A 22,720-nucleotide genomic window follows, 5' to 3' on the forward strand; every position below is an offset into this window, starting at 1 on the left:
CTGCCCCCATCGTGGAGAGCGGGAACCCTTCGGTCGAGAGAACTGTCAGCATGCTGACTGTCTTCGGGGAGACGCCGCACCGCCGGTGATCTCATGGGAGGGGACGCGGCCGCGGGGAACGGGACGGAGCGGAGACCGAGATGAAACCGGATACGGGACGTCATGACCTGGTGGTTGTCGGCGGCGGCGCCGCCGGGCTCGCCGCCGCGCGCACCGGGGTGTCCCGGGGCGCGCGGACACTGCTGGTGTCGGACGGGCCGATCGGCGGGGACTGCACGTTCACCGGTTGCGTGCCGTCTAAGACGCTGATCGAGCACGCGGCCCGCCGGGCCGGTTTCGGCGAGGCCATGGCGGCGGTCCGCGCGGCGGTCGCCCGGATCGCCGCGACCGAAAGCCCTCGCGCGCTGGCGGACGAAGGCATCCAGACGCTCGCAGGCCGCGCCGAGCTGAGCGGTCCCGGCCGGATCCAGGTCGGCGGACGCCGGATCGAGGCCGCCGGAATCGTGATCGCCACGGGTGCCCGGCCCGCCGTGCCGCCGATCCCCGGGCTGGCCGAGACGCCGTACCTGACGAGCGAGAACGTCTTCGACCTGACCGGGGCGCCCTCCTCGCTGGCCGTGCTCGGAGGCGGCGCGATCGGCTGCGAGTTGGCCCAGGCGTTCGCCCGCCTCGGGGTGCGGGTCACCCTGATCGAGGCCCGGGACCGGCTGCTGCCCGGCGAGGACCCCGAGGCGTCCCGGATCATCGAGGACGCCTTCGCCCGCGAATCCATCACCGTCCGCACCGGCGGCAGAGTGACGGCGGTCAAAGCGACGTCCGGCAGGGTGCGACTCGAATTCGAGCGGGGAGCTCCGGCCGAAGCCGAGCGGCTGCTGGTGGCCGGCGGCCGAACCCCCTCCACCGGCGGGCTCACGGGGCTGCCCGTCGACGAGCGCGGCCACCTCGTGGTGGACGGCCGCCTGGAGACCGGCATGCCCGGCGTGTACGCGGCCGGGGACGTCACGGGACTGCTGCCGTTCACCCACGCCGCCTACGCGATGGGACGCATCGCCGCGTCCAACGCGCTGGGCGGGCGCCGCAAGGAGTCCTTCACCACGAAGGGCATCCCCCGGGTGGTCTTCACCGACCCGGAAGTCGCCCAGGTCGGGCTGACCGAACGGCAGGCCGCCGCCTCGAAGGGCGCACGGGTGGCGTACCTGCCGATGGACGAGGTGGACCGGGCGATCACCGCGGGGGCCACCGACGGGTTCGTCAAGCTCATCGCGGGGCCGCGGCCACTGCTCGGCGGGCTCGGCGGCGGCCGTCTCCTCGGAGCGACGATCGTCGCCGCACGCGCGGGCGAGATGATCCACGAAGGCGCGCTGGCGATCCGCACCGGCATGTTCACCGGACGGCTCGCCCAGACCGTCCACGCCTACCCGACCTGGTCGACCGCGATCCAGCAGGCCGCCGCCCAGTTCTTCGGGGTCTACGGCCACCGCACCGCCCACCCCGCCGCAGACGGGGATGTCCCGTGACGGGCGCGGCATGAACCCGGTCGGCCCGTCGTGGCGGCGCTACCTGGCCGGATTCCACAATGAGCACGCCGGGATCACCGAACGGGTGCTGCGTCACAGCAGGTCCCGCGGGATCGATCCCTACGACTGGCTGCTGGAGGCGGTACCGCCTACGGGACGGGTACTCGATCTCGCGTGCGGGAGCGCACCGCTGTGGCCCGCTCTGCGTGGCCGCGGCTATCTGGGAGTGGACTCCTCGGCGGGGGAACTCGTCGCGGCCCGGCGGACGGGCGCCTGGCCGCTCGTCCGCGCGGACGCATCAGCGCTTCCCCTGGCCGACGGCGGCTTCGACGTGGTGGTCTGCTCGATGGCGCTGATGCTGTTCGAACCTCTCGCCCCGGTCCTGGCGGAGATCGCCAGGGTGCTGGCGCCAGGCGGCGTGCTCGTCGCCACCGTCCCGGACCGGGGGCCGCTGAAGTGGCGGGATCTGTGGGTGGTGGCCGGTCTGCTGGGCGCTGTCGGTGCCGGGTTGCGTTATCCGGGCGATGAGGCGGTGGCCCGGTTGCCGGAACTGCTCGCCGAGAGCGGCCTGAGGCCGGACGGCGACGAACGGCGCCGCTTCGGGTACCGGCCGGGCTCGCCCGACGACGCCGCGGCCCTGGCCGACTCCCTGTACCTGCCGGGCCTGCCGCCGTCCCGCCGCCGCCGGGTCCGCCACTACCTGGGAGGGCTGGCCCGGGTGGGAGCCGAGGTGCCGATTCCGATCCGCCGCATCATCGCGCGGCGAGTCGGCGACTGACAGTGTCAGCCCCCTGACATTGCCTCCCTGAAGAGACGGCCGACCCCGTCTACTGGATTCGACGGAAGAAGCCCGCAGAGCAGGGATGACGGGATCGGACACCGTCCGATCCCGTCCACGCGGGCGTCGATCAGATCCGAAACGAGGGAGACCGATGATGACCGCTGAAGCGCTGCCCGCCCGCCTGATCCGCGGAGCCGTCGGCGGGATCGCGTCCGGCATGGTGTTCGCCGGGGCGACCATGTGGTTCGCCACCACCATGCCCGACGGCAAAGCCGAGATGCCGCTCCGGATGATCTCCACGATCGTCAAGGGCGCCCAGTCGATGCAGGAGGGAACCACCAGCGTCCCGCTCGGCCTGGTCGTTCACATGATCCTTTCGGTCGCGTTCGGCGTCGGGTTCGCGTTGCTCGTGCCGTACCTGCGCACCAACGGGACCGTCGCCCTGGCGGGCACCCTGTACGGAGCCGCCCTGTACGTGGTGAACTTCCTGGTCCTCGCACCGGTCGTGTTCACCGTGTTCCAGGACGCCAACCAGCCGTTCGAGCTGCTCGCCCACATCGTGTTCGGCACCCTGCTGTCGTTCTTCTTCTACGGCTCGGGCCGCCGCCGCGACGAGGGCTTCGTCTCGATCAGCACCGAGACGACGGCTCCGGCCGGGATGCGCTGACGGCGACGTGCGGCGGAGAACGCTGCCTCCATGGCCGCCTTCTCCGCCGTTTCGTGGTGCTGTACGGCTGGATGAGCAGACGACGAGGCACGGGGGCGCAGGAGGGCGGCCATGAAGAGGAGGAAGGCCAGGGCTGCCAGCAGGTAGGCGTTGGCGGCGGCCGTCAGCACGCCGTGGAATCCGTATTCGTCAGGTCCGCCGTCGTGCGGGGTCCACCACGGCGGAGTCAGGAGGAACAGGAGGAAACCACCTAGGGCGAGGGCTCGGTCGCCGGTGCGGACGAGCACTGCGAGCGCAGGTACGGCCCACACCCAGTGGTGGCTCCAGGAGATCGGGGACATGAGGAGGCCGGTCACACCGGTCACCGCCGCCGCTGCCAGCCAGTCGCCTCGGCGGGCCCAGAGGGCGGCCAGCGTCAGGCCCAGGATTCCGAACACGACCGGGACCGCCTGGTACCAGGCGCCGATGTGGTCGACGCCGCCGAGGATCCGGGCGAGGGCCCCGTAGGGCGACTGGTTGCTGATGTAGGGGACGCCCACACGCGAGGTGTCGTAGAAGGTGTGCAGCCAGTACAGCCTCGAGGCGTCCGGGGTGATGAGGTGGGCGGTGGCGGTGCACAGGACGAAGGTGCCCGCGGCCGTCATCGCCGCTCTGACGCGTCCGGCCGCCAGAAGCAGGACGATGAAAACGGCCGGCGTGAGCTTGACCGCCGCCGCGATCCCGATCCCGATTCCTGCTCGGCGGCCCGTGGAGACGCGCTGGACGTCGGCCAGGACCAAGGCCAGCAGGAACAGGTTGACCTGTCCGAGGAACAGCGAGTGCCATACCGGTTCGAGCAGCAGCCCCAGCGCCACCGCCGCGGCGACCGCCGATCTGGTCGGACGGCGTCCGGCCAGCCTCAGCGCGGAAACGCACGCCCAGGCGAACGCCGCGACCGAAGCCAGTTGCCACACCATCCGGGCCGCGGTCAGCGGCAAAGCGGCCATGGGGGCGAACAGCACGGCCATGAAGGGCGTGTTGGTGAACCAGAGACCGGAGTGCCGTTCGCTGTAGAGGCTGGTCCCGTCCGTCACCGCCTGGCCGCCCAGCCAGTAGATGTAGTGGTCCAGGGAACGGTACGCGGCGGAGAAGACCACGATTCCCACGATCTCGATGGCCGGCAACCAATAAAGGGCATGCGTCATCCGGTGTTTCACGGCACCGCTTTCCGTCGCTCGAAGAACCAGGACGGGTCAGAACGGTGTCGCGAAAGGCACCTTTCAGGCATCGGACCACGGGTCACATTCGACGGGGAGGCCGGTAGCCCGTGGGCTTACGTCCGCGGGCCGATGCCGCCGCCGGGTCCCGTCGCTACGATCGGCGCATGATCCCCTCCGTGCCCCGTCTCCCGTTGTCCCGCCGTGTGATCACGGCCGTGGCGACGGTCCTGGCGTGGGGCGGAGGCCTGCTGTATCCGCCGGTCCTCTTCTTTTCGGTGGCCCAGGGCAGGCAGGGCTTCGGCGTCGTGGAAATCCTCCCGGCCGCGTTGTTGACCCTGCTGGTGGCGTCGCTGGTACGGCGCAGGCCGCTGCCGGCGCTGTTGCTGCTGACGGTCGGCTGGTCGGCCGCGATGGCGGAGATGCCGAAGCCGGAAGTGGGGATCCTCTACGCGGCGATCACGGACACGGCCGTCGGATACATCGCCAAGACCAGCTCACGTCGTACCTCCCTCGCCGCCCTGGCGATGGTGCTCCTCGCGCAGGTGACCTGCTGCACGCTCGTGATCACGCCGGTGGCACTGCCCAGCACCCTCGGGCTGCTCGTTCTGGCCTCCGTGGTCGCCTGGCTGATCGGCGGGTCGATCCGGCAGAGCCGTCTGCACGCCGCGCAGCTGGCCGAGCAGACAGCGGCCCAGGCCGTCATCGCCGAACGGCTGAGGATCGCCCGCGAGCTGCACGACATGGTCGCCCACAGCATCGGCATCATCGCCATCCAGGCCGGGGTCGGCAGCCGGGTCATCGACACCCAGCCCGCGGAGGCCCGCAACGCGCTGAGCGCCATCGAGGCCACCAGCCGCGAGACGCTGTCGGGGCTGCGGCGGATGCTCGGCGCCCTGCGCCGCACCGATCCCTCGAACCCCGCGGCACCGCGTGGTCCCGCTCCGGGGCTGGCCGATCTCGACCAGCTCGTCCGGACCACCGGGGACGCCGGCGTCCGGGTCGACATGCGGTGGCGGGGCGAGCGGCGCCCGCTGCCAGCAGAGGTCGACCTGTCGGCGTTCCGCATCGTCCAGGAGGCGGTCACCAACGTGGTGCGTCACGCGGGCACCGGACACTGCCGGGTGTCGATCGGCTATCAGGAGGAGGAACTGGTCGTGGAAGTCGTCGACGACGGCGCCGGTTCCGACCCCGTTGACGCGGGCACCGGGTACGGGCTGGTCGGGATGCGGGAGCGGGTCGGCCTGCTGAACGGCAGCCTCACCGCTGGGCCGCGCTCCGAAGGCGGTTTCCGCGTCGAGGCCAGGCTGCCGCTGCCCGAGGCGGCGCGGTGACGGTCCGGATCTTGCTCGCCGACGACCAGCCTCTCATCCGCGCCGGGCTGCGCGTGCTGTGCGCCGACACCGACGACCTGGCCGTCGTCGGCGAGGCGGGGACAGGAGACGAGGCGATCAGCCTGGTGCGGGAGACGCGGCCCGACGTCGTGGTGATGGACATCCGCATGCCCGGCACGGACGGCATCGAGGCCGCTCGGGCCATCACCGCGGACGGCGGTGCGACCCGGGTGCTCATGCTCACCACGTTCGACGACGACGAGTACGTGTACGCCTCGCTGCGGGCGGGCGCGAGCGGCTTCCTGGTGAAGGACATGGCATTGGAGGACATCCTCTCCGCGATCCGCGTGGTCGCCGCCGGGGACGCGTTGATCGCGCCGAGCGTGACCCGCCGCCTGATCGAGGAGTTCGCCGCCCGCCCCTCCCCCGCCCCGTCCACCGCGCGGAGGGTTCCGGACGGCATCACCGAACGCGAACGGGAGGTGCTGACGCTCGTGGGACGCGGCCTGTCCAACGGCGAGATAGCCGCCGAGCTGTCGATCAGCGTGGCCACCGCCAAGGCCCACGTGGCGCGCCTGTTCACCAAGCTCGACGCCCGCGACCGCGTCCACCTGGTCATCCTCGCCTACGAGGCCGGCCTGGTGGCCCCTTCCAGCTGACCAGAAGGATCGCTCACAGCGCGCTGGGGAACGTCTCGGGTTCGGTGTCGTCGGGCGGTTCGCCGTGCAGGGGGTGCAGGGCGCTGGTCTCGTCCAGCCAGAGGAACGCGTCGTAGCGGCGGCCCGGTGTGGTGGTGACGTAGTTGCGCAGGCGGTCGCGTTCGGGGTGGTAGACCACGCCGATGGCCCGGTGCTCCACCGGGTGGTCGTACCAGCCGGGACGGTCCGGGCCCGGCGGGGGCACGATGAAGAGCGCGCGGTCCAGGCCCGTGGCGTGCAGGAGGTCCTCCAGCGAACCGGTGCGGGCGGGCGGCACCGGCATGGTCTCGGCGGGTGCGTCCCATTCCCGGCCCGCGATCACGGTGCCCCGGTGGGTGCCGAAGCCGACCAGGACCACCGCCTCCTCGCCGTGCCGCTCCCTGACCAGTTCCCCGAGGTTGGTCATCCCGACTGCGGCCATATCGGTGGCCCGGGCGTCACCGATATGGGTGTTGTGCGCCCAGACGACGGATTTCGCTTCGCCGTCGGTGTCGCCGTAGAAACCGGTCAGCCGGTCGAGGGTGTCGGCCATGTGGATGTCGCGCAGGTTCCACGAGTCCGGACCGCCGCGCACCATGGCCCGGTAGTACCCCTCGGCACCGGCCACCACCTCGGCGTTCTGTCGGGCGCCGAAGCCCTCCTCGTCCGCGGAGGCCGTCCTCCGGACCGTCGTGAGCAGGCCGACGACCTCGTCCTCACAGGAGGCGGGGATCGTGCGGGTGGCCAGGCCGTACAGCTGCGGGTCGTGGCCGTAGGCCTCGAAGCAGTGCAGCGCGCGCAGGATCGTCTCGGTCTGTTCGGGGAAGTGGCGCAGCGCGTAGCGGCGCACGGCCAGCAGCGAGTCCCAGAGGCTGTAGACGTCCAGGCCGTGGAAACCGACGCGCCGCTCCGGCGGAAGCGCGTCGTTCCAGCCGCGCAGCCACCGGCAGAACTCCGCCACCTCCTGGTTGGCCCACATGAACGTGGGCCAGCGGGTGAAGCCGTACACGGCCTCGTCGGTGGATCCTCCCCCGGTGACCGCCCGGTGGATCCGGTCGCAGTCCGGCCAGTCGCCTTCGACTCCGACGAACCGGAAGCCCTTCTCGGTGATCAGCCGACGGGTCAGCGCGGCCCGCCAGGTGTAGAAGTCGTACGTGCCGTGGCTGGCTTCGCCGATCAGGACGTGGCGGGCGTCGCCGATCCGTTCCAGCAGCGGGTCGAGGTCGGCGGGCAGGTCCAGCGGCAGTGCCGACCGCCGGATCTCCGCGGGCCCCGTCACGGCTTCAGCGGACACGGCGGACGCCTCCCGAATCCGCCTTTGGGATCATGTTCCCCTCGCCTCCTTCGGAGCTGTCCCGGGTCTGCCTTCCGGTACTCAAAGGCGATATGCCCGTTCTGACATTAAGGAACAATCTCCTTCCTCTTCTTGGCCTGTGTTTTCCGGTCACATGGGTCGCGGGTGATGGTCGACGGTGACGACGATCTTGCCTATCTGGTCACCCGCCTCCATGTAACGGTGTGCTTCGGCGATCTCTTCCAGGCCGAAGACGCGGCCCACGACGGGCTCGAAGGCACCGGTGCCCAGGCCGGAGGAGACGAACGCCTCGGCTCGGCGCAGCCGCCGCCGGTCGGTGGTCGTCTCGTGGACGGTGTAGGTGCGCATGTTGAGCGCGGGCATGCCGAGTTCGAATCCCGGGTAGGGAGTCGCCTCGCCGCTCAGCGCCCCGTACTCGATGAGCGTGCCGCCGGGGGCGACCACTTTGGCCAGGTCGATGACGCCGGGGCCGGCGACGGCGTCGAAGACGAGCTCGGCGCCCCGCCCCGAGGTCAGGTCGAGCACCCGCTCGACGACGTCCTCCTCGCCGGTGACGATCACTTCGGCGGCCCCGGCTTCGAGCAGCGCCTTCTTCTTGGCGCCGGTGCGGGTGGTGGCGATGGGCACCGCTCCGACGCGCCGGGCGGTCCGGATCGCGGCCAGACCCACGCTGCTGGAAGCGGCGGTCAGCACGACCGCGTCCCCCGCACGCATCCCGCCGACCTCCACCAGCGCCCCATAGGCCGTCAGGTACGGCATCCACACCGCCGCGGCCTCGATCGCGCCGAGACCGCCGGGGCGGTGGAGCACCGCGGACGCGGGGACGATCGCGCGCTCGGCGTAGACGCCGTAGTCGTTCATGGAGAACGCGGGCACCACGCTGACCGGCCGGCCGACCTCGAATCCCGTCACGTGCGCGCCGACGGCCTCGACCACTCCGGCGGCCTCGGCGCCGAGGCGGGCGGGGAACTCCTTGACCGGCTGGATGTAGTGGCCGCCGCGGAACAACACCTCGGCGCGGTTGACGCCGATCGCGTCCACCCGGACCAGCAGTTCGCCGGGACCGGGTTCGCCGACCTCCACGTCCTCCAGCCGCAGCACATCCGGTCCTCCGTATTCGTGGAACCGCACCGTCTTGACCATGACGCGTCGCCCTTTCCGATCGGTGGTGGCGGCGCACCGGCCGCGCCGCCGCCCCTCACCCAAACCGAAAGTACGATGGATGTCAAACTTCGATGTCCATCGTACTTTGACGGGTGTCGTACGATGTGCTCGGGAGGTCGACGGACGATGGCAGCGGTACGGCGAAGCGAGCGGGAACGCATCCCCCCTCACCCGGACGTCCGGGAGATCAGCCTGCAACAGGTGCTCGAGGCCCTGGTCGACCCGGTACGCCGACGAATCGTCGGCGAGTTGTACACCACCGGCGAGGACCGCGCCTGCGGCACGTTCGACCTGTCGGTCAGCAAGTCCACCGCCACCCACCACTTCAACGTGCTACGTGAGGCCGGTCTCATCCGCCAGCACTACGTCGGCACCTCACGCATGAACACGCTGCGCCGCGACGAGATCGACGAGGCGTTCCCAGGACTCCTTCAGGCACTGATGACGCGACACGAAGCCGCGGACCGGGCGGTACCCGGATAATGAGGCTTCGGGGGGTACTGCCGGGGTCCTGGAGCGGGTATGCGGCTGCGGGCTGCGCGTTCGTGTTCGCGGTGCCGAGCTTCTACTGGGGGTTCGGCGGCGAGTTCGGAGCCGACACGATCGGCCGGTGGGCCGTGGACCTCTCGTGGCGCGACGATCCGCCGGCCATGGCGGCCGTGCTGCTGACCGGATGCCTGAAGGTGCTCGGCGGGCTGCTCGCGCTCGCGCTGGTCCGGCCCGCCTGGCCGCGGCCGCCCCGGTGGATGATGCTCACGGCCGGCTACGGAGCCGCGGCCCTGCTCGTCTCCTACGGGGGGATCTACGAACTGCTCCAGGCGCTGGTCGCCGTCCGCGCCATCGAGGTCCCGGCCGACTTCGACTGGTATGCCTTCTGGTGGCACCTCTACCTGTGGAGCCCCTGGTTCCTCGTCTGGGGAATCCTGCTCGGTCTGGCGGCCCTGCACTACCAGTCCAGCACGGCGGGCCGCGGCCACGCCAGTGCGACGGCCTGACCCGGCACCGGCCGACCAGGCGGGTGCCCGCGTATCACTCCCCGTCGTAGACGAGCAGTCCGTTCTCCTGCAGCCGCGCCCCGGAGGTGGGCTGGTGCTCGGTAAGGCGACCATCGTGGGCCAGGTGCAGGACGGGCCTGCCGCGGGCCAGGACCGCGAAGTCCGCGATGAGCCGACGGTGGCAGCGCCACCACACCGACTCGCTGCACATCACGGCCGTTCGGGTCCGGCCGGCTTCGCGCAGCAGGTCGTCCATGGCCGCGAGGAAGTCGGGAGTGCGGGTGTGACCGGCGTAGCCGCGGAAGGACGCGTTGCGCCAAAAGGTGTCGGGGGCGTTCGGCGCGGCCCGGCGGAAGCCGCCGAGCCTTTTCTCCCACCGGTAGCCGATTCCCTCCGCGGGCAGCCATTCCCGCAGGACGTCGCGGTGCGCGGCCGGGTTGCGTCGGCTGCCGGGCACGGTGCGCACGTCCACCACGGATCGCACCCCGGCGCCGTGAAGGAGCCGGGCCAGTTCCTCCCGCCCCGCGGTACCGTGGCCGAAGGTCAGCAGCGGCTGCACATCATCCATCCTTCCAAGATGGAGCGGCCCTGAACTCGCGGCCGACCATCCAGGACGTGAGAACGGCTGTCACCGGAATACGGCGGAAGGGGCCGCGTTCTGTCTCGGGCGACCTATGGTGATCACCATGTCCGATCATCACTGCCGGTGAGGTCTTCGATGTGGTTGGTCCTGTTCGCGGGGTTCCTAGCCGGTGCCGCCGTCGCGCTGGCCCTGGTGGTACGCGGCATCATGCTGGGTGTCCGGAGGGGCCGGCGCTCACGAAGCGAGCTCCTCAGAGCGGTCGCGTCGATGGCCTTCGGAGCGGCGCTCGGCATGTACGCGTGGGGAATGGGCTGTCTGTCCTTGCCCGTGATGGACGCTGAGAGCGGGGGTACCGACTCCGCTCCTCCCGGCCCATGCCGTGAGGTCGGAATGGACAAGGCGACGCACGTCAAGAACTACGGGGTCGGCCTTCTACCGCTCAGATTCGAGTGCGAGCTGGATGAAGGCGGCAGCTATACCGTTCCCTCGGCCGTGCCTGCGTACGTCAATTCGAGCACGGCGGTGTTCATCCTGATGGCAGTGGCCGCAGCTGTCGGTTCCGCGGCGGTCAAAGACCGTAAGGAGCCGGCGGACCTCGATGAAGGAGCAAACGGATCTCCACCCGGGTGAGGGTCCGGCCCGGATCCGAGGCCGCGCTCGCTCTCTGCCGTGACATCAAGTCCGTCGCGGCCCCTTTCCGCTGTATTCCGGTGGCACCCCGGGAACGGCTGCCGATGCGCCACGACGGCACATGCCCGAACAGGACAAAGAGATCGGTAAGGTGCCGATTATGACGATCGTCCGGTCCTTGGTCCTGTTCGCTCTCGCCGCCATCGCCGAGATCGGCGGCGCCTGGCTGGTCTGGCAGGGCGTACGCGAGCACAAGGGCCTGTGGTGGATCGGTGCCGGAGTCGTCGTCCTGGGCGTTTACGGGTTCGTCGCCACACTCCAGCCGGACGCGAACTTCGGCCGGATCCTGGCGGCTTACGGCGGAGTGTTCGTCGCCGGATCGCTCGCCTGGGGCATGGTGATGGACGGATTCCGCCCCGACCGATGGGACGTGGCCGGAGCCCTGATCTGCCTGGCCGGCGTCGCGGTCATCATGTACGCGCCCCGCGCCTGAGATCCTCGGCCCCGACCGGACCGGGCACCGGCCTGCGCTCGCGGAAGGCGCGGGTCATGCCGGTTTCCTCGATCGGCTTCTGAGGGCGAGGTCGAGGGTGTCCAGAGTCCAGGCCCAGGAGGCGTCGGCCTCGCGCGGGGTGTGGCGGAAGCCGCCCGCCATCTCCAGGCTCACATACCCGTGGAAGGCGCCGCCCAGGAAGCGCACCGCGTCGGTCTGGTCGGGCTCGGGCAGCTCGTAGCCGCGCAGGATCGCCCGCATCATCTCCGAGTGCCTGGGGCCCGCGCTACCGGCCGCGGTCTGCGGGTCGAGCTCGAACCGGGCCGCGGCGTACCGGCCCGGGTACTCCTTGGCGTAGTCGCGGTAGGCGTCGGCGAACGCCACCAGCGCGTCCTTGCCCGAGCGGCCGGCCAGCGCGGCGGCGGCCCTGTCGGCCATCTCCTCCAAGGCGAGCAGCGCCACCCGCACCTTCAGCTCCCGCGCGTTCTCGATGTGCGCGTACAGGCTCGGGTCCTTGACGCCGAGCCTTCGCGCGACCGCCGAGACGGTCAACTTGTCGAAGCCGATCTCGTCAGCCAGCTCCGCCGCCGTCCGGGTGATGCGTTCACCGGTGATGCCCGCGCCTGCCATGGGATTCCAAACTAATTGAATAAGGAATTTGCCTAATTGAATTAGGAGAACTAACCTCAGCCTACATGAGAGCGATCACCGAGAACGACATCCGCAGGTCGTTCGTCAACTGCTCCAAAGGCGAGGCCAAGCGTCTGGGCGTCCCCAGAGACCTCGAGGAGCGGCCCTGGGGCGACCTCGACTTCCTCGGGTGGCGTGATCCCGGCGCCCCCGAACGCGGCTACCTGGTCGTCGAACGCGACGACGGCGGCCTGGTCGGGATCGTGCTCCGGGCTGCACCCGGGGCCTCGCGCGGCTTCACCTCACGCAGCATGTGCTCGTTGTGCCTGACCACCCACAGCGGCGGTGGCGTGGCCCTGATGACCGCGCGCCGCACCGGCGAGGCCGGACGCCAGGGCAACACGGTCGGCCAGTACCTGTGCACCGACTTGGCCTGCTCCCTCTACACCAGAGGCAAGAAGCAGACGACCGCGGGAGGAACCCTCGAAGAGACCCTCTCCTCGGAGGAGAAGACCGCCCGCATGAGACTCAACCTGGCCGCCTTCATCGACAAAGTGACCACTCCCCCGTCCGAAGGCGAGTGATCCCCGGCTCACGCCGCTCGGACGAGTATCACGCGCGCGGACAGAACCGCGAGGCCACCGCGTGATGGAAAAGGCTCACTGCTTCAACGGTGCCAGACCCCGCCCCTGCATCAGGAACACACCACCGCTCCCGAGCACGCCGCCGTGCTCACGAGGCGTATGCGGCCGCCGCCAGCGGGATGGCTGGAAAGATAGGGATTATGCAAGAAGGGGAAGATTCGACACAAGAGCGTGTCGAGAAGCTGATGCGGGATCCGGCGCTGCGCCGGGAATGGCTCCGGCAGAAGAACATGATGTGTGTCGGACTGATCGGAATCGGCACCATCATGGTGCAGCCGTTCCTGTCCGACCTGTCGACGTCGGCCACCCCGCCCGGCAAGGTCTGCCTGATCTCCTTCGCGGTGGCCATTCCTCTTCTGGCCGCCCTGATCATGGTCAACTGGCAGGAGATCTTCCGCGGTCGGGAGACCAGATCCCGGACGGTCCTCGTCGCGTGGCCGGTCGCACAGGCGGCCTCCTTCGTGGGAGTGGTCGCCGGCTTCTGGCACATCTGGTGGGTCGCCGGTGTGGTGATGCTGCTCTTCGGACTGATCGCGGTCGGGGTGCATTCGGCCGGCTACACGCGCCTGGAACTCGACGGGGAATCCGGCGGTCCCGAATGATGCCGTCGTGTCCATGATCCGGGTGCGGGGCTTCGATACGACCGGCCCGGTTCGCATAGTTCAAGGGCCTTTGGCTTTGTAGGCGGCAGGCCGCGTCCTTTCTTGCCGACGCCCCGTGACGGGGCCTGGTCAGGAAGGCGGCGCGGGGAGGGGCCACAGCAGCACTGCGCCGTCTTGGCCGGCGGTGGCGAGAAGGTCGCCGCCGGGGTGGAAGGCCACCGCGTTGGTGGACCAGGTGTGTCCTATGAAAAGGGCCTGGAGCCGACGGGTGGCGAGGTCCCACAGCCGCACCGTGCAGTCCAGGCCGGCGGTGGCCAGCAGGTGTCCCTCGGGGTGGAAGGCCACCGTGTTGGCGCCCTGGCCGTGGCCGGGCAGGACGCCGACCTCCTGGCCTGCCCTGGTGTCCCACAGCCGTACCGTCCCGTCCCAGCTTGCGGTCGCCAGGAGCTCGCCGTCAGGATGGAAGGCCAGCTCCTTGATGCCCTCGGTGTGGCCGGTGAGCACAGCTAGGGAATCGCCGTCGAGGCTCCACAGCCGTACCGTGCCGTCTCCGTAGCCGGTGGCCAGGAAGTCGCCGCCGGGGTGGAAGGCCGCCGAGTGGATGGTGCTGTCATGGCCGTCGAACAGGGTGATGAGCCTTCTGTTGGAGACCTCCCACAGCCTCACCCCGGTGTCCCACCCGGCGGTGGCCAGCAGGTGTCCCTCGGGGTGGAAGGCCACCGTGTAGACGTTCCTGATGTGGCCGGACAGAGGGTTGCCGACAGGCTCTCCCGTGGCGGTGTCCCACAACCGCGCCGAGTCGTCCGAGCTCGCGGTGGCCAGCAGATGCCCGTCCGGGTGGAAAGCCACCCCCCACACCTTGTCGGTGTGGCCGGTGAGCGGGACGCCGACGGGTTCACCGGTGACGGTGTCCCAGAGCCGTGCCGTCCGCGAGGCTTCGAAGTCGTCCCATGACCCTTGGCTCTTATCGGCTTCGAGAACGGCGGCGAGAGGGTTGGCGGGGTCGCCGACGACCTTGCCGGTGGAACCGTCTCGCAGGCAGGACTTCTCCTCCCAGCCGGCGGTCGCGAGAAGACGGCCGCCGGGATGGAAGGCCACCGCGCGGACGGACACCCGGTAGTCGTGCCTGATGAAGGCGACGTGCTTGGGAACGTCGTCGGACGGGTCGACCCGCAGCGAGAGATCGATGGCGGCGAGCTCCCTTTTGAGCTCCTCTACGAGTTCCGGGGTGCTTCCCTCGAGTTCCAGCAGATCCCGCTCGCTACGGACGACCAGTTCGCCGATGGTGTAGATCCCCGCGCGCCTGAGACAGTTGTACGTCCGGACATGAACGCCGAAGTAGCTGATGGGCAGCGGCCAGTCAATCGGCACAAAGGGACGACACAACGAGTCGTCATCCGAGAGCCAGGACTTTCGTAGGGCCATGGTGACCTTCCTCAGAGCATCGTCTCCCAAGATCTTTCACCTACCAGACGTTCTTCACGGGCCTCCGGTTCGCGACCGACTGCCGGCCGGTCGGGAAGCAGAGTTCATTGCTCCTCCTTGTTGTCGGCGGGAAGAAAGACGATGTCGAGGTCGAGGAGCCGGTCCGGGTCGGCGTCGATGGCGATGCGGGTGATCTTCCCGTCGCTGATCGTGAACTCGAAAACGGCCTTCGGTCGGCCGCGGTACGACCAGACGGCCGCCGGAGCGCCGTCGACCAGGGCGAGCCGGGCGGCCTGAGCCCGTCCGGCGAAGAAAGCCGCCACCTCGTGGGCGCCGCGGACCTCGCCGACCACGGCGTCCGGATCGAGCAGCGAAGACGGCACCTCGGTGTTCCTGCAGGCCAACGGCGACATCCTGTCGACCGCCGAGAAGCTGGTCTATCGCAACGTCTACATCTTCAAGGTCGACATCTCCGACGGCCAGATCGTCAAGGTGTGGGAGTACGCCGACCCCGTCGCCTACGCCAACCTGGGGATCACCGGCTCCGAGGCCGAGTCCGCCGCCAAGGGCTGACCTGGCTCTCCGAACGGGGCGCGGTGACCAGGCCGCCGAAGCAGAGCGGGCCGGGCGATCATGACGCCCGGCCCGCCCGCCGTCATCCCGGCGGCCTCAGGCTTCGCCAAGAGCGGCCGCCATCTTGTCGAGGTCGACCAGCAGAGCCTCCAGGCGGGCGGCGGGGACCGCGGCGATCATCCGCCGCTCCACCTCGTACACCGCGGCCCTCGCGGCCCGCAGGCGTGCCAGCCCCTGGTCGGTGAGGTGGACCGGCAGCGCCCGTCCGTGCTCGGCGGCCGCCGGGCGCGTCACCAGCCCGGCCTGCTGCAGGCCGCGCAGCACCACCGCCGAGGACTGGCGTGTGACGAACGTCCCGCGCGCCAGATCCGAACCGGAGATCCCCGGCCGCTCGTCCAGCAGCTCCAGGCACGAATACTGCGGCACCGTCAGATCGTGCTCGCGCAGCGCCTGCTCCATCGCCGTGCGCAGCGCCGCGGCCGCCCGCTTCAGCCGGTAGCCCACGTGCTCGGTGACGTCCTTGGCCTCATGCGGCGGCTCGGGCCGCCTTCCCTCACCCATGTCAGCATTTTGACATAGAGGGGGAGCTGGACATACCGTCGAGCATGTCAAAGTCCTGACATCGAAACTCGATCATCCAGCATCTCGGGAGCACCCATGACCAGCACCGCCACCGTGACCGGACCCGACTTCCTCGCCCTCCAGGTTCGCGACGTCGAAGCCGCCGCCGCCTTCTTCGAGCAGCACCTCGGCCTGACCCGCGCCCCCGCCGCGCCCCCGCACGCCGTCGTCTTCGACACCCGGCCCATCCCCTTCGCCGTCCGCGAGCCCCTGCCCGGCACCGACCTCGACAGCGGCCGGCCCGGCCTCGGCATCGCCCTCTGGCTCGCCACCGACGACGCCCAGGCCCTGCACGACCACCTCTCCGCCGCAGGCGTCCCCATTCTCACCCCGCCGCAGAACGGCCCTTTCGGCCGCATGTTCACCTTCACCGGCCCCGAGGGCTACACCCTCACCGCCACGGCGGCTGACCCACCCCGCGCGAACCGGCCAGGACACAGCTCCGACGGAATCCGGGTCTCGCAGAAATGACCAGTTCTGCGAGACTTGAGACTGTGGATCCGACGCCCGAGGAGGCCGCCGCGGCAGTCGAGCGCTACGACTGCCCGAACTGCGACGCGATGGCGCCCTCGCCGTGCCCGTCCCCGGCGGGCGCAGGCCCGGCGCAACCTGGCAGGCGCTGCCTCCGGTGACGCCGGCCGAGGTCGCGCCGACGGCACCGCCGATCCGAATCGGATACGCGCGCTACTCCACCAAGGACCAAGGACTCGAAAGCCAGACCGCCAACCCCGCCTAGCCCCTCGCTCCCCGAGCGCCCACCGGCTAGCGCCGGTTTCTGCACTCAGACTCCTCGAAGGCCTGCTTCGGCTTACGCCTCCTGACCCGTAGACCTCACACAGGGTCCCCGGACGCGCCGCACCCGGCGAGGCCGGGGATCCGCCCGGGCGGGCACCGCGCTCGTCCACAACGGACGAGAAAAGGCAAAGGCAAGGAGATAAACCACTCCTTGCCACTCCTAACATATAGCGCACCTGGGGGCTTGCGGCAAGACCCTGGTCGTGCTGCAGAATCATCGGCCGGGGCCAGAACCTACGGGGATCAAGGGTTCGCGAAATACGTGTTCTTTGTTGATCGACGTATAAATCGCGCGGAATGTCGAACCGGCGGTGGAACTCGCGATGCGGGTGTGCGCCGCCGGACCGCACGGAGCAGCTGGCCGAAACGCGGCTTTGTCGAATGGGGGGTTTCATGATCGACGTGATCGTTGTCGGCGGCGGACCGGTGGGTTTGATGCTGGCGAGCGAGTTGCGGCTGCACGGCGTGCACACGCTCGTGCTGGAGAAGCTGACCGAGCCGACCGGGCAGTCCCGCGGGCAGGGCCTGCACGCGCGCAGCGTCGAGATGATGGACCAGCGCGGCCTGCTGGACAGGTTCCTCGCGGTCAGTGAGAAGTTCCAGGTCGGCGGCCTTTTCGGCGGCATCATGAAGCCGTGGCCGGACCTGCTGGACACGGCGCACCCGTACGGACTCGCGACCCCGCAGCCGGTCACCGAGCGGCTGCTCAACGAGCACGCCCTCGAACTCGGCACCGAGATCCGGCGCGGACGCGAAGTGGTCGGGCTGAGCCAGACCGAGGACGGGGTGACCGTCGAGCTGGCCGACGGCACGCATCTGCGCTCGCGCTACCTCGTCGGATGCGACGGTGGCCGCAGTACGGTGCGCAAGCTGCTCGGCGTCGGCTTCCCCGGCGAGCCCGCCAAGGTCGAGACGCTGCTGGGCGAGATGCAGGTGACCGAGGACCCGGTGACGGTCGCCGCCACCGTCGAGGAAGTCCGCAAGACCCAGCTGCGGTTCGGCGCCAGCCCCCTCGGGGACGGGATGTACCGTGTCGTCGTGCCCGCCGAGGGGGTGGCCGAGGACCGCACGGCCCCGCCGACCCTCGAGGAGTTCAAGCAGCAGCTGCGGGTCTTCGCGGGCACCGACTTCGGCGCGCGCTCACCGCGCTGGCTCTCCCGGTTCAGCGACGCCACCCGGCTGGCCGAACGCTACCGGGTCGGCCGGGTGCTGCTGGCCGGCGACGCGGCGCACATCCACCCGCCGACCGGCGGGCAGGGGCTCAACCTCGGCATCCAGGACGCGTTCAACCTCGGCTGGAAACTGGCAGCCGAGGTCAACGGCTGGGCACCGGAAGGACTGCTGAACAGCTACCACACCGAACGGCACCCGGTGGCCGCCGCCGTGCTGGACAACACCCGCGCGCAGATCACGCTGCTGGGGACCGATCCTGGTCCGACCGCGCTGCGGGAGCTGTTCTCGAAGCTGATGGACTTCGAGGAGGTGAACCGGTACGTGACCGGGATGATCACCGCGGTCGGGGTCCGCTACGACCTCGGCGAGGGCCACGAACTGCTCGGTCGGCGGCTGCGGGACGTGAAGTTGAAGCAGGGCCGCCTCTACGAACTGATGCACGGCGGCCGCGGACTGCTGCTCGACCAGACCGGCCGGCTCTCGGTGGAAGGCTGGGCGGATCGGGTCGACCATGTGGTCGATGTCATCGACGCCGCCGAGGAACTGGATGTGCCCGCGGTGCTGCTGCGGCCGGACGGCCACGTGGCGTGGGTCGGTGAAGACCAGCAGGATCTGCTCGGCCGACTGCCCAAGTGGTTCGGCGCCGCCGGCTGAGCGCACGGTCGCGATTCGAAAGGCGGGAGACCCGCCTCCGGCCGGGCTCGGCGGGTCAGACCCGGTGGGATCGGACTGCCGGGGTTCGTCCCACCGGGCCTGACGCGCAGCGGCACCTCTATCCGAACTGGCCGGGCTGGTAGTCGCCGGCGGGCTGCTGGATGATGACGTTGATGCGGTTCCAGGCGTTGATGAGGGCGATGAGGGATACCAGGGCGGCGAGCTGCTCCTCGTCGTAGTGCTTGGCCGCGTCGGCCCAGGCCTCGTCGGTGACGCCCCCGGCGGCGTCGGCGAGGCGGGTGCCCTGCTCGGTCAGTTCCAGGGCGGCCCGCTCGGCTTCGGTGAAGACCGTGGCCTCCCGCCAGGCCGCGACCAGGTTGAGGCGCGTCTGGGTCTCCCCGGCGTGCGCGGCGTCCTTGGTGTGCATGTCGAGGCAGAAGCCGCAGCCGTTGATCTGGCTGGCACGGATCTCCACCAGGTGCCGGGTCGCGGCCGGCAGCGTCGAGTCCGCCACGACCTTGCCCGCCGAGACGATGTACTTCGCGACCTTGGCCGCGACCGGGTTGCCAGCGTAGGCGAAACGTGCGTCCATGCTGATCTCCTTTTCGTGTCCGTTCTCATACCCACCGACGAAACAGCCCGGCGAAGTGTGAGCCGCCCGAAGCGGTCTACGTCTCCCGCCTGTCTCGGCCTGCCGTCCAGGGCCGCAGCTTGTCGGGGTTGCGTACTGCCCAGATGTGTTTGATCCGGTCGTCTGCGATCTCGAACGCGTACACCGTCACGGTGACGCCTTCTTGCTGGAACACCAGACCGGGTCGGCCGTTGACCGTACGCTCCAGGATCGTCACGTCGTCGGGTGCCCTGCCGGCGATGTCGAGGCAGTGGCGTGCGATCCGCGCGGCGCCTTCGATCGGGTGGAGCGCGGCGCTGGCCAGGCCGCCACCGTCGGCGATCGTTGTGGCGTCGGGGTCGAGGAGGGCGATGAGGGCGTCGATGTCCTTGGCCTCCCATGCGCGCTTGAAGTCCCTGACGATGTCGGCCTGCCGGGTCGCCGGGATGGCGCGAGCCTGCGAGGCGTGGATGCGGCGGCGGGCCGAGGAGGCCAGCTGGCGGCATGCCGCCGGGGTGCGGCCGACGATCTCTGCCACTTCGGGGAAGGAATAGCGGAAGACATCGTGGAGGATGAACGCGACGCGCTCTGCCGGTGTCATCGCTTCGAGCACGACGAGAAAAGCCATGTTGACCGACTCATCGAGAGTGACCCGATCGGCCGGGTCGACCGTGGCGCCGTCCGACCGACCGCTGATCCACTCCGTATGGTCGGGCAGCGGCTCGGGAACCCATGGGCCCACGTAGCGCTCACGCCGGACTCGTGCCGAGCCGAGCAAATCCAGGCAGATGCGGCTGGCGACCGTCGTCAGCCAGGCGCCGGGGGATGCGATGGCTTCCTGCTGCCGCCGCGACATGGCGTACCAGCGGGCGTAGGTCTCTTGCACCGCGTCCTCGGCCTCGGCCAGGGAACCGAGCAGCCGGTAGGCGAGATTGAGAAGCTGACGCCGCTCGCCCATGATCGCGCTCAGCCCCGGGTCAGACCGGTCGTGCCCTGGCTCCGATGGGGTGATCATGGTGTCGCCGTCTCCTTTGGCCGCGTCCGCTCTCACCAGTTCGACGAGACAGCGCACCGGATCGTGAGGCCCGACGCACCGCTTCAAAATTCTGAGGTCGTGCGGCAGCCCGGCGAAGGAGTCATTGCATGTGCTGCGACGGAACCCGCACTACGCCCGGGAGTCAGTGACCGCCGCGCCGTGAAGTGACGAGACCGGATTCGTAGGCGAACACCACGAGCTGATCGCGGTCCCTGGCATGCAGCACCGAGTCGTTGATGGCGCGGATCGCGATCGTCTTCCTCTTACTCAGACCAGAAGACCGCCCGCATGCAGCTCAACCTGGCCGGGTGGCCGACCGCGGTCGGCCGTCAGACGGGCGGGGCGCACCCGTGGTCGTCCCGGGTCGTCCTGCCGACGGGCGCCAGCAGGACGGGAACGACGAACCGCTCGACCATCTGGCGTTCATCGCCTGGATCCCGGCCGGGCGTGGACAGCAGCGAGAGGATGACCCGCAGCAGCCAGCGGGCGCGCTCCTGGGTGTCCGAATCCTCCGGGTCGCCGAGGAACGCGGCGCACAGGCTCTGCAGGACGGGGGAAGCGTCGGCCAGGCCGGCGGTGTGCGCGCTGTCCGCGCCGGTGAACCAGGGGGCCAGGACCGGATTCTCCCGCACCGCGGCCAGCGCGGCCTGGACCGCCTCCACCAGGCGTTCGCGCGGGTCGGTGAGATGCTGGAGGCGGCGGGCGACGTCGTCCACGACACGGTGGGTCTGGCGGTGCATGTACGCCACCTGCAGGGCTTGGCGGCTCTCGAAGTAGCGGTACAGCGTGGCGCGCGAACATCCGGCGGCCCGCGCGATGTGGCTCATCTCGGTGGCCTCGACTCCGCGTTCGGCGAAGACCCCGCCCGCAGCGTCGAGGATGCGTTCCGCGGCCAGGCCGGTGCGCTCCTCCCGCAACCATGGCCGGTTCATGCCGACGCTCCCGGGCGGAACGGCAGGGACTGGAAGCGGCGGACGAAGTGGCCGGGGGCGAAGACGCCGCGTTCGACGTCCGCTTCGAAGTGCGGATAGCGGGACAGGAGTTCCTCCAGCGCGATCCGGGCCTGAAGACGTGCCGCCGACGCGCCGAGGCAGTGGTGCGCGCCGTGACCGAAACTCAGGGTGCGGCGTGGCCTGCGGGTGATGTCGAGGCTCCCTGCGTCGGGGCCGAACTCGCGCGGGTCCCGGTTGGCCGAGCCGTACAGGAGCAGCACTTTGCGTCCGGCCGGAAGGACCTTGCCGTGCAGTTCCACGTCGCGGGTGGCGGTACGGGCCAGCCCCTGGACGGGACTGGTCAGGCGCAGAAGCTCGTCGATCGCGTCGGGGATGAGGCCCGGGTCGTCCACCAGCGCGGCCCGCTGGTCGGGGTGGGCGGACAGCAGCCCGCATCCGGCGCTGAGCAGGCCGGTGGTGGTGTCGTTGCCTCCGGCGACCATGGTGAACGCGAATCCGAGGATGCGCAGCGGGCCCAGGGGGTCCTCCTCGCCGAAGACGGCGTTCAACGCGGAGATCGTGTCGTCGCCGGGCTCGGCACGCCGCCGCTCGATGAGCTCGCTGAAGTAGGCGAACAGCTCCGCCACCGCCTCTCCGGCCGACAGCGCGTTCCCGTAGGCGTTGGCGGCGACGATCTCCTCGGTCCACCGGTCGAACCTGGACCTGTCGGCCTCCGGTACGCCCAGGTAGCGGGCGACGACGAAGCTCGGCAGCGGTTTGAACAGTTCCGCGACGATGTCGACCTCGTCCTTGCCGGCGATCGCGTCCAGCCGTTCACGGACGAACGCCCGTGTCTCCGGTTCGATCTCGGCGACCCTGCGGGGGGTGAATCCCCGGCTGACCAGCCTGCGGAACTCGGTGTGCTCGGGCGGGTCCAGCATCACCATCGGCGCCGCCTCGCCGAGCCCGATCCTCTCCCTCTCCCCGTAGGTGAAGGTCAGCCCCTCGGCCGAGGAGAACGTCTCCGTGTCCCGGGTGGCCTCCCAAACGTCCGCGAACCGGGACAGCACCCAGAAGTCCCCTTGCTCGACGTGGTGCAGGGGGTCGTGGTCGCGCAGGGCGGCGTACATGCCGAACGGATCGCGCCAGGAGCCGCTCGTCGCCGGCTCGTATCCTTGGAACATCTCCACGTTCATGTCGCTAATATGAGACATATCAAGCCTCGCGTCAAGAAAAGGACACCGGACGTGCAGCCGAGACCGAGCGCACCCGGAGTGCGGTGCGGCAGCCCGACCTCGACGATGTCGGCGCCGGCGTCGAGGACTGTGATGATCGCTTCGATGGCCGTATCGACGGTCGGGAAGCCCACCGGGAGGTAGGCGATGAGCACGGCCCGGCTCTCGGCCTTGGCCTGGGCGAAGACGTCGGTCAGCAGCTGGATGTTCCCGCTCAGATGACGCACTCGAGACCGGACAGTGCGCAGGCGGTGGTGGTCTCCACCCCGTGCGAACCGGCGCCGGTCTCCGCGATCACCCTGGACTTGCCCATCCGCTTGGTGAGCAGAGCCTGGCCGAGCACATTGTTGATCTTGTGGGAGCCGGTGTGGTTCAGATCCTCACGTTTGAGGAACACGCGGGCGCCCAGCCCTTTTCGCCGGGCCTGCGGCCCGCGGA

At 69.9% G+C, this 22,720-nt stretch carries 27 protein-coding genes and 1 pseudogene; 14 read left to right on the top strand and 14 right to left on the bottom strand.

All coding sequences use genetic code 11. From position 1 onward, the window contains the following. The first annotated feature begins 140 nt into the window (after positions 1-140). The 3 genes from ABGB12_RS12190 (at position 141) to ABGB12_RS12200 (ending at position 2,965) form a co-directional block, all read left to right on the top strand. A complete protein-coding gene (locus ABGB12_RS12190; RefSeq protein ID WP_347677063.1) occupies positions 141-1,517 on the top strand; it encodes an FAD-dependent oxidoreductase in 1,377 nt (458 codons plus the stop codon). Continuing rightward, a complete protein-coding gene (locus ABGB12_RS12195) occupies positions 1,507-2,295 on the top strand; it encodes a class I SAM-dependent methyltransferase (protein WP_347677065.1) in 789 nt (262 codons plus the stop codon). Before ABGB12_RS12190 ends, ABGB12_RS12195 begins: the two co-directional genes overlap by 11 nt. Before the next feature lie 157 nt (positions 2,296-2,452). Beyond that, positions 2,453-2,965 (top strand): hypothetical protein, encoded by a 513-nt coding sequence (locus tag ABGB12_RS12200; RefSeq protein WP_347677067.1) that lies wholly within the window; start codon positions 2,453-2,455, stop codon positions 2,963-2,965. Here the strand turns inward: ABGB12_RS12200 and ABGB12_RS12205 are convergent. Further along, positions 2,887-4,128 carry a glycosyltransferase 87 family protein gene (locus ABGB12_RS12205; RefSeq protein ID WP_347677069.1) on the bottom strand — a complete coding sequence of 414 codons (1,242 nt, stop codon included), beginning with the start codon at positions 4,126-4,128 and terminating at the stop codon, positions 2,887-2,889. The two genes, ABGB12_RS12200 and ABGB12_RS12205, sit on opposite strands and share 79 nt — an antisense overlap. A 200-nt stretch (positions 4,129-4,328) precedes the next feature. On the opposite strand from ABGB12_RS12205, the gene ABGB12_RS12210 reads away from it, so the two are divergent. Beyond that, positions 4,329-5,495 carry a histidine kinase gene (locus ABGB12_RS12210; RefSeq protein ID WP_347677071.1) on the top strand — a complete coding sequence of 389 codons (1,167 nt, stop codon included), beginning with the start codon at positions 4,329-4,331 and terminating at the stop codon, positions 5,493-5,495. Then, positions 5,492-6,154 (top strand): response regulator transcription factor, encoded by a 663-nt coding sequence (locus ABGB12_RS12215; RefSeq protein WP_347677073.1) that lies wholly within the window; start codon positions 5,492-5,494, stop codon positions 6,152-6,154. Before ABGB12_RS12210 ends, ABGB12_RS12215 begins: the two co-directional genes overlap by 4 nt. A 13-nt stretch (positions 6,155-6,167) precedes the next feature. Here ABGB12_RS12215 and ABGB12_RS12220 read toward each other — a convergent pair whose 3' ends face one another. Both ABGB12_RS12220 and ABGB12_RS12225 read right to left on the bottom strand, forming a co-directional pair. Beyond that, positions 6,168-7,466, bottom strand: a complete 1,299-nt coding sequence (locus ABGB12_RS12220) for an erythromycin esterase family protein (RefSeq protein WP_347677075.1) — start codon at positions 7,464-7,466, stop codon at positions 6,168-6,170. A 150-nt stretch (positions 7,467-7,616) separates the two neighbouring features. Continuing rightward, positions 7,617-8,630 carry a zinc-dependent alcohol dehydrogenase family protein gene (locus tag ABGB12_RS12225; RefSeq protein WP_347677077.1) on the bottom strand — a complete coding sequence of 338 codons (1,014 nt, stop codon included), beginning with the start codon at positions 8,628-8,630 and terminating at the stop codon, positions 7,617-7,619. 147 nt (positions 8,631-8,777) lie between these two features. On the opposite strand from ABGB12_RS12225, the gene ABGB12_RS12230 reads away from it, so the two are divergent. Together ABGB12_RS12230 and ABGB12_RS12235 are read left to right on the top strand one after the other, a co-directional pair. Beyond that, on the top strand, positions 8,778-9,134 hold the full coding sequence (locus tag ABGB12_RS12230) for a helix-turn-helix transcriptional regulator (RefSeq protein WP_347677079.1): 357 nt from the start codon (positions 8,778-8,780) through the stop codon (positions 9,132-9,134). After that, positions 9,134-9,646, top strand: coding sequence for a DUF3995 domain-containing protein (locus tag ABGB12_RS12235; protein WP_347677081.1), 513 nt, complete (start codon positions 9,134-9,136; stop codon positions 9,644-9,646). The genes ABGB12_RS12230 and ABGB12_RS12235 overlap by 1 nt, the downstream gene beginning before the upstream one ends. Positions 9,647-9,680: 34 nt before the next feature. On the opposite strand, the gene ABGB12_RS12240 is transcribed toward ABGB12_RS12235, so the two are convergent. Then, entirely contained in the window at positions 9,681-10,214 is a 534-nt protein-coding gene (locus tag ABGB12_RS12240; protein WP_347677083.1) for a DUF488 domain-containing protein, read from the bottom strand. A gap of 138 nt (positions 10,215-10,352) precedes the next feature. Here ABGB12_RS12240 and ABGB12_RS12245 point away from each other — a divergent pair, with 138 nt between their 5' ends. Both ABGB12_RS12245 and ABGB12_RS12250 read left to right on the top strand, forming a co-directional pair. Next, positions 10,353-10,859 (top strand): hypothetical protein, encoded by a 507-nt coding sequence (locus ABGB12_RS12245; RefSeq protein WP_347677085.1) that lies wholly within the window; start codon positions 10,353-10,355, stop codon positions 10,857-10,859. A gap of 160 nt (positions 10,860-11,019) precedes the next feature. Beyond that, positions 11,020-11,352 (top strand): YnfA family protein, encoded by a 333-nt coding sequence (locus tag ABGB12_RS12250; RefSeq protein WP_347677087.1) that lies wholly within the window; start codon positions 11,020-11,022, stop codon positions 11,350-11,352. 54 nt (positions 11,353-11,406) lie between these two features. Here ABGB12_RS12250 and ABGB12_RS12255 read toward each other — a convergent pair whose 3' ends face one another. Next, the gene (locus tag ABGB12_RS12255) at positions 11,407-11,982 is read right to left on the bottom strand and encodes a WHG domain-containing protein (protein WP_347677089.1); all 576 of its coding nucleotides are present in this window, start codon (positions 11,980-11,982) and stop codon (positions 11,407-11,409) included. A gap of 65 nt (positions 11,983-12,047) precedes the next feature. On the opposite strand from ABGB12_RS12255, the gene ABGB12_RS12260 reads away from it, so the two are divergent. Continuing rightward, positions 12,048-12,566: an FBP domain-containing protein gene (locus ABGB12_RS12260; protein WP_347677091.1), complete on the top strand. Its 519-nt coding sequence runs from the start codon at positions 12,048-12,050 to the stop codon at positions 12,564-12,566. Between the two features lie 179 nt (positions 12,567-12,745). Further along, positions 12,746-13,228 (top strand): hypothetical protein, encoded by a 483-nt coding sequence (locus ABGB12_RS12265; protein ID WP_347677093.1) that lies wholly within the window; start codon positions 12,746-12,748, stop codon positions 13,226-13,228. A 129-nt stretch (positions 13,229-13,357) separates the two neighbouring features. Here the strand turns inward: ABGB12_RS12265 and ABGB12_RS12270 are convergent, their stop codons facing one another. Further along, on the bottom strand, positions 13,358-14,599 hold the full coding sequence (locus ABGB12_RS12270; protein WP_347677095.1) for a DNA-directed RNA polymerase subunit alpha C-terminal domain-containing protein: 1,242 nt from the start codon (positions 14,597-14,599) through the stop codon (positions 13,358-13,360). Positions 14,600-14,757: 158 nt separating this feature from the next. Beyond that, positions 14,758-15,036, bottom strand: a complete 279-nt coding sequence (locus tag ABGB12_RS12275; RefSeq protein WP_347677097.1) for a hypothetical protein — start codon at positions 15,034-15,036, stop codon at positions 14,758-14,760. A 4-nt stretch (positions 15,037-15,040) separates the two neighbouring features. Between ABGB12_RS12275 and ABGB12_RS12280 the strand changes: the two genes are divergently transcribed. After that, positions 15,041-15,226: a hypothetical protein gene (locus ABGB12_RS12280; protein WP_347677099.1), complete on the top strand. Its 186-nt coding sequence runs from the start codon at positions 15,041-15,043 to the stop codon at positions 15,224-15,226. A 96-nt stretch (positions 15,227-15,322) separates the two neighbouring features. Here the strand turns inward: ABGB12_RS12280 and ABGB12_RS12285 are convergent, their stop codons facing one another. Continuing rightward, positions 15,323-15,787, bottom strand: a complete 465-nt coding sequence (locus ABGB12_RS12285) for a MarR family transcriptional regulator (protein WP_347677101.1) — start codon at positions 15,785-15,787, stop codon at positions 15,323-15,325. 96 nt (positions 15,788-15,883) lie between these two features. Here ABGB12_RS12285 and ABGB12_RS12290 point away from each other — a divergent pair, with 96 nt between their 5' ends. Together ABGB12_RS12290 and rox are read left to right on the top strand one after the other, a co-directional pair. Beyond that, entirely contained in the window at positions 15,884-16,318 is a 435-nt protein-coding gene (locus tag ABGB12_RS12290; protein WP_347677103.1) for a VOC family protein, read from the top strand. A 717-nt stretch (positions 16,319-17,035) separates the two neighbouring features. After that, positions 17,036-18,469, top strand: coding sequence for a rifampin monooxygenase (gene rox / locus ABGB12_RS12295; protein ID WP_347677105.1), 1,434 nt, complete (start codon positions 17,036-17,038; stop codon positions 18,467-18,469). A 118-nt stretch (positions 18,470-18,587) separates the two neighbouring features. Here the strand turns inward: rox and ABGB12_RS12300 are convergent, their stop codons facing one another. From ABGB12_RS12300 to ABGB12_RS12325, 6 genes and pseudogenes are all read right to left on the bottom strand, one after another. Continuing rightward, positions 18,588-19,061: a carboxymuconolactone decarboxylase family protein gene (locus ABGB12_RS12300; protein ID WP_347677107.1), complete on the bottom strand. Its 474-nt coding sequence runs from the start codon at positions 19,059-19,061 to the stop codon at positions 18,588-18,590. Between the two features lie 76 nt (positions 19,062-19,137). Further along, positions 19,138-20,094, bottom strand: coding sequence for an RNA polymerase sigma factor SigJ (gene sigJ / locus ABGB12_RS12305; RefSeq protein WP_347677109.1), 957 nt, complete (start codon positions 20,092-20,094; stop codon positions 19,138-19,140). Positions 20,095-20,444: 350 nt separating this feature from the next. After that, on the bottom strand, positions 20,445-21,047 hold the full coding sequence (locus ABGB12_RS12310) for a TetR/AcrR family transcriptional regulator (RefSeq protein WP_347677111.1): 603 nt from the start codon (positions 21,045-21,047) through the stop codon (positions 20,445-20,447). Continuing rightward, positions 21,044-22,243 (bottom strand): cytochrome P450, encoded by a 1,200-nt coding sequence (locus ABGB12_RS12315; RefSeq protein ID WP_347677113.1) that lies wholly within the window; start codon positions 22,241-22,243, stop codon positions 21,044-21,046. The genes ABGB12_RS12310 and ABGB12_RS12315 overlap by 4 nt, the downstream gene beginning before the upstream one ends. After that, positions 22,240-22,500, bottom strand: coding sequence for a tryptophan synthase subunit alpha (locus ABGB12_RS12320; protein ID WP_347677713.1), 261 nt, complete (start codon positions 22,498-22,500; stop codon positions 22,240-22,242). Before ABGB12_RS12320 ends, ABGB12_RS12315 begins: the two co-directional genes overlap by 4 nt. Further along, positions 22,500-22,688, bottom strand: a pseudogene (locus ABGB12_RS12325) (pyridoxal-phosphate dependent enzyme); the annotation flags it as partial. The gene ABGB12_RS12320 and the pseudogene ABGB12_RS12325, both read right to left, overlap by 1 nt. Positions 22,689-22,720: the final 32 nt, after the last annotated feature.

Source organism: Actinocorallia sp. B10E7, assembly GCF_039871655.1.
Classification (GTDB): Bacteria; Actinomycetota; Actinomycetes; order Streptosporangiales; family Streptosporangiaceae; genus Actinocorallia.

Excerpts from the sequence above, each read along its gene's own strand:
- ABGB12_RS12260 (WP_347677091.1), top strand. The coding sequence starts at position 12,048 with ATGAGAGCGATCACCGAGAACGACATCCGCAGGTCGTTCGTCAACTGC.
- ABGB12_RS12315 (WP_347677113.1), bottom strand. The coding sequence starts at position 22,243 with ATGAACGTGGAGATGTTCCAAGGATACGAGCCGGCGACGAGCGGCTCC.
- ABGB12_RS12255 (WP_347677089.1), bottom strand. The coding sequence starts at position 11,982 with ATGGCAGGCGCGGGCATCACCGGTGAACGCATCACCCGGACGGCGGCG.
- ABGB12_RS12240 (WP_347677083.1), bottom strand. The coding sequence starts at position 10,214 with ATGGATGATGTGCAGCCGCTGCTGACCTTCGGCCACGGTACCGCGGGG.
- ABGB12_RS12210 (WP_347677071.1), top strand. The coding sequence starts at position 4,329 with ATGATCCCCTCCGTGCCCCGTCTCCCGTTGTCCCGCCGTGTGATCACG.
- ABGB12_RS12230 (WP_347677079.1), top strand. The coding sequence starts at position 8,778 with ATGGCAGCGGTACGGCGAAGCGAGCGGGAACGCATCCCCCCTCACCCG.
- ABGB12_RS12250 (WP_347677087.1), top strand. The coding sequence starts at position 11,020 with ATGACGATCGTCCGGTCCTTGGTCCTGTTCGCTCTCGCCGCCATCGCC.
- ABGB12_RS12225 (WP_347677077.1), bottom strand. The coding sequence starts at position 8,630 with ATGGTCAAGACGGTGCGGTTCCACGAATACGGAGGACCGGATGTGCTG.
- ABGB12_RS12310 (WP_347677111.1), bottom strand. The coding sequence starts at position 21,047 with ATGAACCGGCCATGGTTGCGGGAGGAGCGCACCGGCCTGGCCGCGGAA.
- ABGB12_RS12235 (WP_347677081.1), top strand. The coding sequence starts at position 9,134 with ATGAGGCTTCGGGGGGTACTGCCGGGGTCCTGGAGCGGGTATGCGGCT.
- sigJ (WP_347677109.1), bottom strand. The coding sequence starts at position 20,094 with ATGATCACCCCATCGGAGCCAGGGCACGACCGGTCTGACCCGGGGCTG.
- ABGB12_RS12265 (WP_347677093.1), top strand. The coding sequence starts at position 12,746 with ATGGCTGGAAAGATAGGGATTATGCAAGAAGGGGAAGATTCGACACAA.
- ABGB12_RS12200 (WP_347677067.1), top strand. The coding sequence starts at position 2,453 with ATGACCGCTGAAGCGCTGCCCGCCCGCCTGATCCGCGGAGCCGTCGGC.
- ABGB12_RS12285 (WP_347677101.1), bottom strand. The coding sequence starts at position 15,787 with ATGGGTGAGGGAAGGCGGCCCGAGCCGCCGCATGAGGCCAAGGACGTC.
- ABGB12_RS12300 (WP_347677107.1), bottom strand. The coding sequence starts at position 19,061 with ATGGACGCACGTTTCGCCTACGCTGGCAACCCGGTCGCGGCCAAGGTC.
- rox (WP_347677105.1), top strand. The coding sequence starts at position 17,036 with ATGATCGACGTGATCGTTGTCGGCGGCGGACCGGTGGGTTTGATGCTG.
- ABGB12_RS12190 (WP_347677063.1), top strand. The coding sequence starts at position 141 with ATGAAACCGGATACGGGACGTCATGACCTGGTGGTTGTCGGCGGCGGC.
- ABGB12_RS12195 (WP_347677065.1), top strand. The coding sequence starts at position 1,507 with ATGTCCCGTGACGGGCGCGGCATGAACCCGGTCGGCCCGTCGTGGCGG.
- ABGB12_RS12290 (WP_347677103.1), top strand. The coding sequence starts at position 15,884 with ATGACCAGCACCGCCACCGTGACCGGACCCGACTTCCTCGCCCTCCAG.